Genomic DNA, 13,843 nt, shown 5'->3' on the forward strand with positions numbered 1-13,843 from the left:
TGCCAAGGATGCTTCGCAGTATGCGGCCGAGTCGGCGCGCGAGTGTCCGCGCCGGGGCGCAAGCGGGTTTCACACCATCGGCAACTTCAACCCCATCTCCCGAGCACACTCCCTCGCCTCCTCATACCCAGCATCCGCATGCCGCATCACACCGGTCCCCGGGTCATTCCACAACACCCGCGCAATCCGCTTGTCGGCTTCGACCGTGCCATCGCACACGATCACCACGCCCGAGTGCTGCGAGTAGCCCATCCCGACCCCGCCGCCGTGGTGCAGCGAGACCCAGGTCGCGCCGCCGGCGACGTTCAACATCGCGTTGAGCAGCGGCCAGTCGCTGACGGCATCGGAGCCGTCCTTCATCGATTCGGTTTCGCGATTCGGTGAGGCGACGCTGCCGGAATCGAGATGATCGCGGCCGATCACGATCGGGGCTTTCAGTTCGCCGTTGCGCACCATCTCGTTGAAGGCGAGGCCGAGCTTGTCGCGCAGGCCCAGGCCGACCCAGCAGATGCGCGCGGGCAGGCCCTGGAAGGCGATGCGTTCGCTGGCCATGTCGAGCCAACGGTGCAGGTGCTTGTCGTCGGGGATGAGTTCCTTGACCTTGGCATCGGTCCTGGCGATGTCCTCGGGATCGCCGCTGAGCGCGACCCAGCGGAACGGGCCGACGCCGCGGCAGAACAGCGGGCGCACGTAGGCGGGGACGAAACCGGGGAAGTCGAAGGCGTTCTTGCAGCCTTCGTCGAAGGCCATCTGGCGGATGTTGTTGCCGTAGTCGAAGGTCGGCACGCCCATCGCCTGGAACGCGAGCATCGCCTCGACGTGCACGCGCATCGACTGCTTGGCGGTGTCGCGCACGTGTTCGGGGTTGTTCTTTTGTTCCGCGAACCACTGCTCGACCGTCCAGCCGATCGGCAGGTAGCCGTGCACCGGATCGTGCGCGCTGGTCTGGTCGGTGACGGCGTCGGGACGCACGCCGCGACGCACGAGTTCCGGCAGGATTTCGGCGGCGTTGCCGAGCAGCGCGATGGATTTCGCCTGCCCTGCCTTGGTGTATTTCTCGATGCGCGCGAGGGCGTCGTCGAGATCGCTGGCCTGCTCGTCGACGTAACGCGTGCGCAGGCGCATGTCGATGCGCGACTGCTGGCACTCGATGTTGAGGCTGCACGCGCCGGCCAAGGACGCGGCCAGCGGCTGCGCGCCGCCCATGCCACCCAGCCCCGCGGTGAGGATCCACTTGCCGGTGAGGTCGCCGGCGTAATGCTGGCGGCCCATCTCGACGAAGGTTTCGTAGGTGCCCTGCACGATGCCCTGCGAGCCGATGTAGATCCACGAACCGGCCGTCATCTGGCCGTACATCATCAAACCCTTCTTATCCAACTCGTTGAAGTGCTCCCACGTCGCCCAGTGCGGGACGAGGTTGGAGTTGGCCAGCAGCACGCGCGGTGCGTCGACGTGCGTGGGGAAGATGCCGACCGGCTTGCCGGACTGGATCAGCAGGGTCTCGTCGTCGTTGAGTGTCTTCAGCGATTCGAGGATCGCGTCGTAGCACTCCCAGTTGCGCGCGGCGCGGCCGATGCCGCCGTAGACGACGAGCTCGGCCGGGTTCTCGGCGACTTCGGCGTCCAGGTTGTTCTGCAGCATCCGGTATGGCGCCTCGGTCAGCCAGGACTTGCAGGTGAGCGTGGCTCCGCGCGGGGCGCGGATGTGGCGGCCTGCATCAAAACGGGATGGATCGTTGCGGTTGGACATGGGTGGGCCTGGTCGCGTGATGGCCGGATTATCGCATCGGGGGTTTGGGCTGCTCCGGGGCCGATGGAATGGGCCTTTCGTAGGAGCGGCGTAAGCCGCGACCGGAAGCCACGCCGCGCCCGTGAAGCTCATGGTCGCGACTCACGTCGCTCCTACGAAGAGCGAGATGCCTATGTGCATGGGGCTTCCGGTCGCGACTTACGTCGCTCCTACGAAGAGCGGCGGCCGCAGCACATGGGGGCTTCCGGTCGCGGCTTACGCCGCTCCTACGAAGAGCGTGGCGCCGGCCGGTGACCTCAGGCAGTGGCAGCGCGTTCCGGCGCTTGCTAGCGTCACTGTCCCCCGCCGCCAAGGAGTGCGCCATGAACCGGTTCGCCACGTCCGCCCTCGCCGTTGCCCTCGCCAGCCTGGCGACCGCAGCGGCCTTCGCCCAGGCCCCAACCACGCACGACATGGCGTCGATGCCGGGCATGGAAGGGATGCACGACATGCCCGCGCCTTCCGTGCCCGCGGCCGTGGCGAAGGCGGTCGCCGACCCCGGCCGTGCCGAGGACGCGAAGATCGACGCGCGCCGGCACGTCGCCGAGCTGGTCGCTTTCTCCGAAGCCAAGCCCGGTGATCGCGTGCTGGAACTGATCCCCGGCAGCGGTTACTTCACCCGCGTCTTCAGCAAGGTCGTCGGGCCGAAGGGCACGGTCTATGCGGAATTGCCGGCCGAGATGGAGAAGGGCCATCCAGGCGCCGACAGGATGCGCGCGCTCGGCAAGCAGGGTTACGGCAACATCGAGATCCTGATCCAGCCTGCGGCCGCGTTGCGCGTGCCGAAGCCGGTCGACGTGGCGTTCACCTCGCAGAACTACCACGACTATCCGGATACGTTCATGGGTCCGACCGATCCGGCGTTGCTCGACAAGGCGGTGTTCGCCGCGCTGAAGCCGGGCGGCACCTACATCGTCATCGACCACGCCGCCGAGACCGGCTCGGGACTGCGCGATACCGACACGCTGCATCGCATCGATCCGGCTTTCGTCAGGAAGCAGGTCACGGATGCGGGCTTCGAATATGTCGGCGAGAGCGAGGTGCTGCGCAATCCGGCCGACGACCACACGCTGAAGGTGTTCGACCCGGCGATCCGTGGCCATACCGATCAGTTCGCGTACAAGTTCCGCAAGCCGAAGTCGGCGAAGTAACGAAAGCTGCGGATACGCAAACGCCCGGCAATGCCGGGCGTTCTTGATTGCTCGAGCGACGCGTCAGTGGATCGACGGATCCAGCTGTCGCAAGGCATCGGCCATGTCCAGGCCGGTGCGTTCGATGTCGCGACGCGACCACACGCGTCCCGGGACCGGTGCGCATCGCTTGTCGGCATCCGACTTGACGCGCTGGTTGTGCGCCTTGGTGATCAGCGAGCCGGTTTCCTGCAGGCAGAACGGATTGGTCGCCTGGTTCTTCGCGTCGGCCGCCTTCAGCTCATGCGGCTCGGGCGCCTGCGCGAACGGTGGTTGCTGGGCCGCCGCCGCGAATGCCAGGCCACACAGCAGGCTGGCGAAAAGGATGCGTTTCATGGGTCACCTCCAACGTCGACCCGTGTTTTATACGCCTTGCGGAAGGTTTCGGACGTGAGTCGGGGCCGGGCGTTTAAGCCGCTGTCAGCCGCGTGGACACACCGGCTGGCGTCCGGCATGGAAGGCGTCCACCTGCGCCTGCGTCGCGGGCGTCGGCGGGACGCCATCGTCGAACAGGACGCGCCAGACGCCGTCGATGCCGCGATGCCAGACCGACTGGAAGCGGCCGATCGAGAAATGCGGATCGGCCCCCGGCCGGACGTCCTCGAACAGCGCCGGGCCGCTGGAGACGGCAATGTCGGGCGCACCGCCAATCGTGGTGCGATCGGGATACCAGCTCAGCAATACCGGCTTGCCCACGATCAGTCCTGCCCAGGCCCTGGTGATCGCGTCACGCCCGCGTAGCGGTTGTGGACTGGCCGCGGAAAACGCCGCGTTGTCTTCGACGTGGGTCGCGAACGCGGTCGCATCGTGCTCGGCGACCGACTGGGCAAAGCTGAGTTCGCGCGCCCAGACTTCGCACTCGGCGGCGGACATGCGTGCCTGCGGTGGCGCCGGTTTGACGTCGACCGGCGTTGCGGCCATCGCAGCGGCCAGGGGAGCCAGCAACGCGAGTGCGGCGAGCGATCGGGACATATCCATGGCGATCTCCGGTGGTGGCTGCAGCATGGGCCCGCCGCGCAAGCCGTGCCCGTGCCGGAAGTCCGGTCGCGGCTGCGGTGCTAGCCTGCGCGCATGCGCTATTCGGTCGTCCCCAGCCCGGTGGGCCCCTTGCTGCTGGCCGCGGATCACGTCGGCCTGCGCCTGATCGAGTTCGACGGTCCGCGGCATCCCGCGAGGCGCGACAACGACTGGGAGTCGGCCGACGACGACACGATCCTGCGCGAGACGCGCGCGCAACTCGATGACTACTTCGCCGGCACGCGATGCACGTTCGAGCTGCCGCTCGCGCCACGGGGAACCGATTTCCAGCTCGACGTCTGGCAGGAACTGCGCACCATCCCCTACGGCGAAACCATCAGCTATGCGCAACTGGCCACGCGCATCGGCAAGCCGAATGCGATGCGCGCGGTCGGCGCTGCCAATGGACGCAATCCGTTGCCGATCGTGGTGCCCTGCCATCGCGTGATCGACGCCGACGGCAGCCTCACCGGATTCGGTGGCGGACTGCCGACGAAGCGGTTTTTGCTGGAGCTGGAAGGAGCGATCGAGACCGGGGATCTTTTCGGCTCTTCGTAGGAGCACCTTGCAGGCGCGAGCCTGTCGAGCGCGAAGAAACAACAGCTCGCGGCTATAAGCCGCTCCTGCGAAGAGCAGCTATGCGAGTAATTTCGACATGGCGGCGCGGAAGCGCGCGGCGATGGCATCGCGGTCGCGATGGCGGCCATCGGCGACGCGCTGTTGTCCGTCGACGTGGACATCGCGCACCAGGTTGCGATTGCCGCTGAAGATCCAGCGATCGATCGCGTCGGCTGGCGTCATGCCGGCGAATTGCGGCGCATCGGCATCCAGCGTGATCCAGTCATCGGTGGCGACGAACCCGGTCGCGTTGACGCCGCTGGCGAGCGCGTCGCGCAGCAGGGTCTCGCCGACGCTGGCACTGTCGGCCCGCACCGCGATGTTGCGATGGTGCGTGGCCAGGCGCTGGCCGTATTCGAGCCAGCGCAGTTCCTCGACCGGCGACACCGAGATCTGCGAATCCGAGCCGATGCCCCAGGCGCCGCCGGCATCCAGGTAGGCGCGCAGGGGGAACAGGCCGTCGCCGAGGTTGGCCTCGGTGGTCGGGCAGATGGCGACGGTGGCGCCGCTGCCGGCGATGCCCGCGACTTCCGCATCGGTGAGATGCGTGGCGTGGACCAGCGTCCACCGCGAGTCGACATCGGCGTTGGCGAGCAGCCATTCGACCGGACGCGCGCCGCGCAGGGCGAGGCAATCCTGCACTTCCCCGAGTTGCTCGGCGATGTGGATGTGCAGTGGGGATTGCGCTGGCAACGTGGCGATCACCGCCTGCATCGCATCGGCCGGCACCGCGCGCAGGCTGTGCAGGGCGCAGCCGATCCGCAGCATGTCGCCTTCCTGCCGGCGCAGCAGTTCGAGCAGCGCGAGGAAGCCGTCGACCGCGTGGCCGAAGCGTCGCTGGCGCTCGCCGAGCGCGCGCCCGTCGAAGCCGCCGCTCATGTACAGCACCGGCAGCAGGGTCATGCGGATGCCGGTGTCGCGCGCGGCAGCGACCAGTGCCTGCGACATCGCGGCCGGATCGGCGTACGCGTTGCCGTCGGGCGCGTGGTGCAGGTAATGGAATTCGCAGACGCTGGTGTAGCCGGCCTCGAGCATCTCGACGTACAACTGCGCGGCGACGGCGTGCAGCGTGTCGGGATCGAAGCGCGCGGCGAAGCGGTACATCGTCTCGCGCCACGTCCAGAACGAGTCCGATGCATCGGTCTGGCGCTCGGCCATGCCCGCCATCGCGCGCTGGAAGGCATGCGAATGCAGGTTCGCGATGCCGGGAACGCGCCATCGGCCGTCGACATCGCCTTGCACGCCGTGCCAGCCTTGCGGTGTCCAGATCATGGTGGCGTTCCCGATGGCATGGACGGCATTCTGCACGAGCACGCGCGGGCTGCGTGAGGCAATGAATCAATGAGCCAGCGACCCGATGCCAAGGTCGGGCTTGCCCTGCTGTTGTGGGGTGGCGCCGAACGCCGTGCTGCTCGGCGCGACCGCGCTGGCCTGCCATGTGCCCGTGTACAAGGCCCTGGCCGAGCGGCTGGTCACGGCCGCGTCCGACGCGCCGCGGAGCGACGCGCCGTCGTTCGTGCGCACCGCCCCGCCATCGCAACGGCTTAGGCCGTCGGCGACGTGTGGATCAGGTCAGATCCGCGGCTTGGCGGTGTCGAAGATCTTCCTGGCCTTCGCCGGTGCGTCGGTCACGCCGGAAAACATGATGGTGACCAGGTCGTCGCCGGTCTTGATCATCAATCCCGTGCCCACGGCGATGGCCTTGTCGCCGATGCCCGCATAGGGATCGGCGATGCCCGGCGCGATCTTTCCCATCACGCCGGCCGCGGCCATGGCCGATTCGCCCTCGCCCCATTCGACGGTGAACTCGACGTACGGGCTGACCGCGTTGTCGGGCTTGTAGATGCACTCGGACTTGTCGACCGAGCCTTCGTGCAGCTCGCCGCTCACCGGCGTGCCGAGGATGGTCGACATCTCCTGCGCGGTCACGATGTCGCAGGCCTTTGGATGCGCCTTGTTCTGCGCGTCGATCTTCGCCTGGATCGCTTGCGCGCTGAGCTCCGGCGCGGCCGCTGGCGTGGTGTCGGTGGCAGGACCGGATGCTGCCGACGGCGTGGGCCTGGAACATCCCTGCGCGCCGAGCAGGCAGAGCGCGGCGACGGCGAGCGGGCGGATGGCGTGGTGCATGGGCTTGTGTCTCCAGTGAGGTGCGGAGCGCGGGCGCGCCGCAGTGGTGTCAGGGTCGTGGCGCGACGGGTTGGTCGACGGGCTGGTCGACAGGCGTTGGCGGCAACACCTTGCGCACGACCTGCGTCGCGCCCTTGCCGCTGACGATGATGATTCCGGCCTGCCCGGCGCGGGAGGGTGTCGCCGGTTCCACCTGTTTGTCCGGGGGGCCTGGTGGCAAGGGTTGCGGATTGAGGCTGACGGCGTCGGCCGGCGTGGACGCAGCGCCGGCTTGCGCGGGCGTCGTGCGCAACCGGTCGACGGCGTGCGCACGAACGCGATCGGTAAATGCGCCGGAGGGGACGACGGCGAGGTTGGCCCGATCGTAGTCGGCGATCAGCCCGGCGCGCTGGTCATCGGGAATGCCGCGCCTGGACGCCGGGAATGGCGATTGGGCGAGGTCGGGCCACAGTTCGCGCACGTCGTCCCCGATGTTGTCGCCCACGCGCGTGCAGTTGACGCCGTGCAACCATGGGTCGCGCTCGCAGCGCCCCCCCAGCACGACATCGAATGTCCGCGATTGGCCGGACAGCATGTCGATGCGATAGATCTCCGACGCGTTCGCGTTCCCGTCGCGCGTTTCGGACGGCGTCCATGTCGCGGTGGCGCGATAGCCGAACGATCGGCCGTCACGCGTTTCGCAGACGCCGCTGAAGTGATACTCGGCCCGGCCCGGCGACACCTGGGAAAATGTCGGTGGCGCGGACAGGCCGCCACCGGTGCAGGTCACCGCCGGTGAGCCGGGTGGATCGGCGCGCGCGGCGATCGGGGCGAAGGTGCACGCAGCCAGGATGACCGACAGCATCGTGACGCGGGGGACGATGGTGTGTTGCATGGGATGTTCCTCGATGGCGATGGTCAGGCGCGCAATGCAGCTGGATGGTTGCGACGCGCCGGGTCGCCGTGGCATTGCACTGAGGTTCGCGACTGGCCCGGCTGCATCGGCTGCGCGGCGTTGCATCGCTAGAGCCGCGCGACGGCGTCGGCACCCAGTGTCGCCAGCGTCTTCAACGCATCCGCGCGATCTCCGCGGGCAAGATCGGTGGAGGTCAGCACGAGGATCCTGTCGCCGTGGCTTGCCACCAGCAGCGCGACATCGGCGAGGATGCCTTTCGCCGCGTCCTTGTTTTCAACCACCGCGAACGCCTGGTCGCCGACGCCGGGCACCGGTTCGAAGCGGACATTGCCCTGCGCATCGGGCTTCGTGGGATCCACGAATCCCGTTGCCAGGCCGCGGATTTCATTGTCGGCGGTGCTTCCCTTCGCCTGCCAGATCTCCGCGGTGAAGTCGCCGCTGCCTGTCGACCACTGGCAGGCGGTGATGCCGTATTCCTCGCGACTGCGGTTGCGTGCGCCGGCCTTTGCATCTGGAAACACCGCACGAACCGTCGCATCACCCAGCACGCGGCAAGGACTGTCCGGATCCACCGCCGCGGCAGCCGGCTCGGAGGAGGCGTCCACGGCAGCCGGGGCGGATGGGGTCGCAACCGAGGCGGTCGCCTCACCCGGAGCGCGGGAGGGGTTCGAACAGGCGACGATCCCGACCAGGACCATGCATGCCGCAAGGCAACGTGGCAGGCCGCGGGGATGATATGGGTGCATGCGAAGGCTCCGGCAGCAGGGCTGTGCGGAAATCGCCGGCCCTCATGCAAGAACCAGAAAACCGTCGAGGACCGGACATGAAACGCGGCGGCCGCATGTTCATTGGCCCGAAACCGGCTGTGACAGAATCCACGCGGATTGCTGACGGCATGCAGCGGGGCAAAACAGACGATATGCAGGAACGAATGAGCGCTGTTCACTGGGACGGACTGATCCTCGGCGCCTCACTGGCGACGCTGGACGCGGATGCCGGATACGGAGCGATCGCCGATGCCGCGATCGGCTGGCGCGATGGCGTGCTGACCTTCGTCGGTCCGCGCGCGGACTTGCCGGGCGATCCGGCGACGCTCGCCGGCGACGTCATCCAGACAAGTGGCTGGATCACGCCGGGCCTGGTCGACTGCCACACCCACCTGGTGTTTGCCGGCAATCGTTCGCGCGAGTTCGAGCAACGACTGCAGGGCGCCAGCTACGAGGAGATCGCACGCGCGGGCGGCGGCATCGTGTCGAGCGTGCGCGCGTTGCGCGAGGCGAGCGAGGACGCGCTGCTCGCGCAGTCGCTGCCGCGCGCACGCGCCCTGCTCCGCGATGGCGTGACCACGCTGGAGATCAAGTCCGGTTACGGCCTGGACTTCGACAACGAACGCAAGATGCTGCGCGTTGCGCGGCGCATCGGTGATGTCCTCGGCATCGGCGTCCGCACGACTTACCTGGCCGTGCATGCGCTGCCGCCCGAGTTCGCCGGCAACGCCGACGGATACATCGATGCGGCGATCCAATGGTTGCCGCGACTGCATGCCGAAGGCCTGGTCGACGCGGTCGACGCTTTCTGCGAGCGGATCGCGTTTTCCCCGGCGCAGACGCGTCGCATGTTCGACACCGCACGCGCGCTCGGGCTGCCGGTCAAACTGCACGCCGACCAGCTCAGCGACCTCGGCGGAGCGGCGCTCGCTGCGGATTACCGCGCACTGTCGGCCGACCATATCGAGCACACGTCCGACGCCGGCGTGCGCGCGATGGCGGCAGCGGGCACGGTCGCCGTGTTGTTGCCGGGTGCGTTCCATGTGTTGCGCGATACGCGGCTGCCGCCGATCGACGCATTGCGCGAGCACGGCGTGCCGATGGCGGTCGCCACCGACTGCAACCCGGGAACCTCACCGCTGCTGTCGTTGCGGCAGGCGATGCAACTGGCGTGCACCCACTTCCGGCTGACACCCGAGGAAGCCCTGCGTGGGGCAACGTTGCATGGCGCGCGTGCGCTCGGACTGCACGATCGCGGAATACTGCGAACCGGCATGCGTGCGGATTTCGTGCAGTGGCGGGTCGGCGACCCGTCGGAGCTGGCGTACTGGCTTGGCGGCGACCTGGTGGAGGCCGTGTTCGCCGACGGCAGGCGCCTGGCCTGACCACAACGAAAAAGCCCCGCCGGGGCGGGGCTTTTCGATTCGCCGCAAACGCGGCGCGGCGGGCTTACTTGCCGGCCGTCTTCTTGGCGACGACCTTCTTGGCCGGCGCCTTGGCGACCGACTTGGTGGCGGTCTTCTTCACTGCCGGGGCGGCGAAGGCACCGGTCGCCTTGGGCGCCGTGTGGGAACGCGCATTGCCATAGCTGGAGGTGGCGCGCTTGCCCTTTGCCGTCTTGCTGTCGCCCTTGCCCATCGATGTGACTCCTGAAATTTTGTGTAGCACGCGGGTGTTCGCGTGCGCGAGGCTGCAGATTCTACCCGATCTTCCTGCCGGTCCCTTGTCGAAGGCCGCCGCCGGCACGGCTCAGTGGGCGCAGGAGGCGTTGTGCACGTGGCCGTGGTTGAGCCGCAGGTTGGCAAGGTGGGCCATGCCGACCAGGGTGCCACCCAGCGTCATCGTGATCGCATGCGGGAGGAGGGCATGGTGCAGCGGGGCGTACAGCACGCCGATCCACAAGGCCGCGAGCCCGGGGATCAGGATCCCGAGGGCCCGGACCACGCGGTGCCGCCGATAGCCCCAGGCCAGGGTGAATACCCCCAGCAGCGTCGCGAAGATGACGAACCCGCGTTCGAAGCCCTCGCCCAGCCACGCCGCGATGCCCAACGAGGGCAGCAGCGCGATCAGCATCGGCAACAGCGCGCAATGGATGGCGCAGACCAGCGATCCGGTTGCGCCGAGGCGATCGAGCACGGGGTGGGGGCGCCGCGCTCGCATGGGGGATCCATCACTCATACGTTACATTGTAACAATTGCCATCGACGCCAGCGTGAAGGCCTCAGGCGGCCGCGTCGAAGACCACTTCCGGCGTCGCGTGCGCCGGATGCGAACGTCGAACCGCCGGCACCAGTTGCGCCAGCAGGGCGCAGCCAGCCAGCGTCCACACGATCAGCGCGCCGCTGGGCAGGTCGAGCACCGCGGACAGCGCCAGGCCCGTGACGTAGCCCATCGCGCCGATGACATAGGCGGCCGTCAGTCGACCCCGCCCACGCATCCCGGCCGTCGCCAGTGCCGGCACGATCAGGCTGGCGAAGACCAGGTAGACGCCGACCAGCTGCACCGACGCGGTGATCGCGAGAGCGAACAGGCCATAGAACGCCAGTCCGGCCAGGCGACCGCGCCGCAGCCACATGAAGCCAAGCAGCACCACCGACAGCACCGCCGCCGGGATCAGCTGCGCGTAGCTGACCCAGAGGATCTGCCCCACCAGCAGGTCCTTCAGGTGCTCGCCACCCTGTGGGTTGTTTGCCAGCAACAACAGTCCACCGGTCGCCGCGAGGACGAACAGCGTGCCGATCAGCGGTTCCTGGTATTCCGGCCAGCGACGGTCGGTCCAGGACAGCAGTCCGGCACCGGCCAGTGCGGCAACCGCGGCCGAGACCTGCACGCCGAAACCGTGCTCGTCGATGCCCATCGCCTGCGCGAGGATCACGCCGAGCCCGGCGATCTGCGCGATGGCGAGGTCGATGAAGATGATCCCGCGCGACAGCACCTGCTTGCCCAGCGGTACATGCGTCGACAGCACGATCAGCCCGGCCACGCAGGCCGGGCCGAGGATGCTCATGTCCAGGCCTTCCCAGTTCAACGTCACTTGGCCGCTCCTGACCGGGACGCTCCCAGCAGCTTGCTGATCGTCGAATCGAACAGGCCGAACAGATCCTTCGACTGCGCGTCACCGCCGACGGTGAACGGCAGCGTCAGCGCGGGCACGCCGGTGCGATCGGACAACCAGTCGGCAGGTTTGGGATCCTGGTAGGCCGCGCGAACGATCGCCAGCGTGTTGCTCGACTTGGTGATCGCGATCAGGCTCGACAGGTGCGCGCTGGTCGGTGGCACGCTCGGCTTGGGCTCCAGTGCGCCGATCTGCTGCATGCCGAGCCAGTCCCACAGGTACGGCCAGGCGATGTGGTGCACGACGACCTTACGACCACGCAGCGGAGCGGCCTCGGCCTTCCATCGCGTCATCGCGGCGAGCCAGCGCTTGCTGAAGGTGTCCAGGCGCTGTTGATACACCGCCGCATTCGACGGATCGAGCTGCGCAAGCCGCGCATCGAGCGTGCGCGCGACGACGAGGATGCGGCGCGGGTCCATCTGGGTGTGCGGGTTGCCGTCCGGATGCACGTCACCCGCGGCGCGGTCGACGGCGGTGGGTTTTTCCAGCAGCTTGACCTGCGAATCGGCCATGAAATAACCGGGCGTACCCGGCGCGACGCTGGCGTTGCCCGACTGGCGGATCAGCATGGGCAGCCAGCCGATCTCCAGCTCCGCGCCCGTGCAGACGACGAGGTTGGCCGCGCGCACCTTCGCGATGAGGCTGGGTTTTGCCTCGATCACGTGCACGTCCTGCAGTGCGGTCGTGGCGACGTCGAGATCGACCTTGTCGCCGGCGAGTTCCTGCACCAGCGAACCCCACTCGGGCTCGCAGGCGAAGACTTTCAACTTTGCCTGCGCCGGCGCGGCGAACATGCCGGCGGCGAGGAGGACTGCGGAAATGGCAAACGCTTTCATCGGTCGATCCTCAGAATTTGTGCGCGCCGTGCGCGCCAAGGGCGGTCTGGTACTGCACGGTGACGGCGTTGTCGCTGTCGTCGGGATTGGGCTTGTCGTGGCTGAGCTGCAGGCGCACCAGGCTGAACTCGCTGTTGCGCCAGGTGAGTTCGGCGCTATGGCGATAGGGGTCGAAGCTGTTGCCCGCGATCGCGAACGGATTGCCGGCGTCCGACCACAGTCGGTCGTAGCGATAGCCGATGTCCCATGTGCGGTTGAGGCGATACACGCCTTCGACATAGGCACCGTGGCGCTGCCCGTTCCATGGCGTGAGGAGCGTGGGATCGACCGGGTCGGCGAACACGCCATCGCGGTTGTCGAGGAAGTATTCCCCGCGAATCGTGATGCCGCCGTCCTTGAAGTTGCCCTGCGGCGCCCATTTCCACGTGCCATCGGCGATGTACAGCGTCGTGTCGCCGCTGAAGCCATCCTCGGCGCCTGCCGCCCTGGTCTTGAGCATCGACACGCCGGCGAGCCAGGCGTTCTCGCTGCCGACATCGCCGCCGGTGTGCGCGAAGATCGTGCGCGTGCCGAGGCCGCCGTTCTGCGCGCCGCCGCTGGGATAGTTGCTGCCGCGGAATGCTTCGGCGCCAAGCTCCAGGAACATCGCCGTCGGCGCGAGCCACTTCACCTGCACGCCATCGTCGCCGTACTGGTTGCCGAGGAATGCCTGGTAGGGCAAGGGCCGGTCGAAGAAGCTGTCGGTATGCGCGTGGTGGCTGTTGAGATAGCCGATGTCGGAGTAGAACCGTCCGGCGCGCACGCTGAAATTCGCCGGCAGCGACGTGGTGTCGATGAAGGCTTCCTCGACACCGATGTGGTCCTGCCCGCCCTCGCTGGACGCGGTCAACGTCAACTGGCCGTACAGCTTGTCGTCGATGTTGCTGGCGAACGACAGCTCGCTTTCGCCCAGCGAGAATCCGTTCGGCGATGGCGCGCCCTCGCCCACCAGCGGGAAGCCCGAACGCGCGTAGCGGGCCGAATCCAGCGAGTGGTGCGAGTAGCTGCCGTTGAGGATGATGCTGATTGCCGGGTTGAAGGCATTCGCATTGCTGCCGGCACTGCTGTCGCCGGCCGACGCTGCCGCCGGTGCGGAGACGTCGCTGGCGGCTGCATCGGTGGGACTCGCGGCCAGCGCATCGATCTCGGATTCGGCGGTGGCGTCCGGCTGCTGCGCGACCGGCGCGACGGCGGCCTGGCTGGCGTCGGTCGTTGGCTGCGCCGACTTGATCGCCTGCAGTTCGGACTCCAGCGCCTCGACCTTGGCCTCGAGCGCCGCGATGCGCTGGGCTTCGGTCTGTTTGGCCGGCACGGCAGCCATGGCGGCAACAGGTATGGCGGACAGCAGGCACAGCGAGAGGGCGGTCGAGCCCAGCAAGGTCTTTCTCATGGACGCGCGATACCGATGTCGGGGCAAGGAAGTTATAACATAACATCCAAGCCACACCAGT

Annotated in this window: 16 protein-coding genes; 3 read left to right on the forward strand and 13 right to left on the reverse strand. The window is 67.8% G+C overall.

The features are described 5' to 3' along the window. Window positions 1–69 precede the first annotated feature (69 nt). On the reverse strand, window positions 70–1,749 hold the full coding sequence (hutU, locus tag GST15_RS06255; RefSeq protein ID WP_159016341.1) for a urocanate hydratase: 1,680 nt from the start codon (window positions 1,747–1,749) through the stop codon (window positions 70–72). Between the two features lie 362 nt (window positions 1,750–2,111). On the opposite strand from hutU, the gene GST15_RS06260 reads away from it, so the two are divergent. Further along, window positions 2,112–2,939: a class I SAM-dependent methyltransferase gene (locus GST15_RS06260; RefSeq protein ID WP_233263065.1), complete on the forward strand. Its 828-nt coding sequence runs from the start codon at window positions 2,112–2,114 to the stop codon at window positions 2,937–2,939. 63 nt (window positions 2,940–3,002) lie between these two features. Here the strand turns inward: GST15_RS06260 and GST15_RS06265 are convergent, their stop codons facing one another. Continuing rightward, on the reverse strand, window positions 3,003–3,314 hold the full coding sequence (locus GST15_RS06265) for a hypothetical protein (RefSeq protein ID WP_159016342.1): 312 nt from the start codon (window positions 3,312–3,314) through the stop codon (window positions 3,003–3,005). An 84-nt stretch (window positions 3,315–3,398) separates the two neighbouring features. Then, a complete protein-coding gene (locus tag GST15_RS06270; protein ID WP_233263066.1) occupies window positions 3,399–3,956 on the reverse strand; it encodes a YybH family protein in 558 nt (185 codons plus the stop codon). A 93-nt stretch (window positions 3,957–4,049) separates the two neighbouring features. On the opposite strand from GST15_RS06270, the gene GST15_RS06275 reads away from it, so the two are divergent. After that, on the forward strand, window positions 4,050–4,553 hold the full coding sequence (locus GST15_RS06275) for a methylated-DNA--[protein]-cysteine S-methyltransferase (RefSeq protein ID WP_159016343.1): 504 nt from the start codon (window positions 4,050–4,052) through the stop codon (window positions 4,551–4,553). A 78-nt stretch (window positions 4,554–4,631) separates the two neighbouring features. On the opposite strand, the gene GST15_RS06280 is transcribed toward GST15_RS06275, so the two are convergent. The 5 genes from GST15_RS06280 to GST15_RS06300 all read right to left on the reverse strand — a co-directional run bounded on the left by GST15_RS06280 (window position 4,632) and on the right by GST15_RS06300 (window position 8,240). Further along, window positions 4,632–5,885, reverse strand: coding sequence for a formimidoylglutamate deiminase (locus GST15_RS06280; RefSeq protein ID WP_159016344.1), 1,254 nt, complete (start codon window positions 5,883–5,885; stop codon window positions 4,632–4,634). A 66-nt stretch (window positions 5,886–5,951) separates the two neighbouring features. Next, entirely contained in the window at window positions 5,952–6,089 is a 138-nt protein-coding gene (locus GST15_RS06285) for a hypothetical protein (RefSeq protein WP_159016345.1), read from the reverse strand. A gap of 96 nt (window positions 6,090–6,185) precedes the next feature. Then, window positions 6,186–6,740, reverse strand: coding sequence for a hypothetical protein (locus GST15_RS06290; protein ID WP_159016346.1), 555 nt, complete (start codon window positions 6,738–6,740; stop codon window positions 6,186–6,188). A gap of 49 nt (window positions 6,741–6,789) precedes the next feature. Next, window positions 6,790–7,614, reverse strand: coding sequence for a hypothetical protein (locus tag GST15_RS06295; RefSeq protein ID WP_159016347.1), 825 nt, complete (start codon window positions 7,612–7,614; stop codon window positions 6,790–6,792). Between the two features lie 128 nt (window positions 7,615–7,742). Continuing rightward, complete coding sequence (locus GST15_RS06300) at window positions 7,743–8,240, reverse strand: hypothetical protein (protein WP_159016348.1); 498 nt, start codon at window positions 8,238–8,240, stop codon at window positions 7,743–7,745. A 326-nt stretch (window positions 8,241–8,566) separates the two neighbouring features. Here GST15_RS06300 and hutI point away from each other — a divergent pair, with 326 nt between their 5' ends. Then, window positions 8,567–9,787: an imidazolonepropionase gene (gene hutI, locus GST15_RS06305; RefSeq protein WP_159016349.1), complete on the forward strand. Its 1,221-nt coding sequence runs from the start codon at window positions 8,567–8,569 to the stop codon at window positions 9,785–9,787. A 64-nt stretch (window positions 9,788–9,851) separates the two neighbouring features. Here the strand turns inward: hutI and GST15_RS06310 are convergent, their stop codons facing one another. The 5 genes from GST15_RS06310 to GST15_RS06330 form a co-directional block, all read right to left on the reverse strand. Then, window positions 9,852–10,040 (reverse strand): 30S ribosomal protein THX, encoded by a 189-nt coding sequence (locus GST15_RS06310; protein WP_159016350.1) that lies wholly within the window; start codon window positions 10,038–10,040, stop codon window positions 9,852–9,854. Window positions 10,041–10,151: 111 nt separating this feature from the next. After that, window positions 10,152–10,562: a MerC domain-containing protein gene (locus GST15_RS06315; protein WP_159016351.1), complete on the reverse strand. Its 411-nt coding sequence runs from the start codon at window positions 10,560–10,562 to the stop codon at window positions 10,152–10,154. A gap of 61 nt (window positions 10,563–10,623) precedes the next feature. Further along, window positions 10,624–11,436 carry a metal ABC transporter permease gene (locus tag GST15_RS06320; RefSeq protein WP_199268718.1) on the reverse strand — a complete coding sequence of 271 codons (813 nt, stop codon included), beginning with the start codon at window positions 11,434–11,436 and terminating at the stop codon, window positions 10,624–10,626. Next, on the reverse strand, window positions 11,433–12,353 hold the full coding sequence (locus tag GST15_RS06325) for a metal ABC transporter substrate-binding protein (protein ID WP_159016352.1): 921 nt from the start codon (window positions 12,351–12,353) through the stop codon (window positions 11,433–11,435). Before GST15_RS06325 ends, GST15_RS06320 begins: the two co-directional genes overlap by 4 nt. A 10-nt stretch (window positions 12,354–12,363) precedes the next feature. Beyond that, the gene (locus tag GST15_RS06330) at window positions 12,364–13,782 is read right to left on the reverse strand and encodes a hypothetical protein (protein WP_159016353.1); all 1,419 of its coding nucleotides are present in this window, start codon (window positions 13,780–13,782) and stop codon (window positions 12,364–12,366) included. Window positions 13,783–13,843: the final 61 nt, after the last annotated feature.

This window comes from Cognatiluteimonas profundi (assembly GCF_009792795.1).
Lineage (GTDB): Bacteria > Pseudomonadota > Gammaproteobacteria > Xanthomonadales > Xanthomonadaceae > Cognatiluteimonas > Cognatiluteimonas profundi.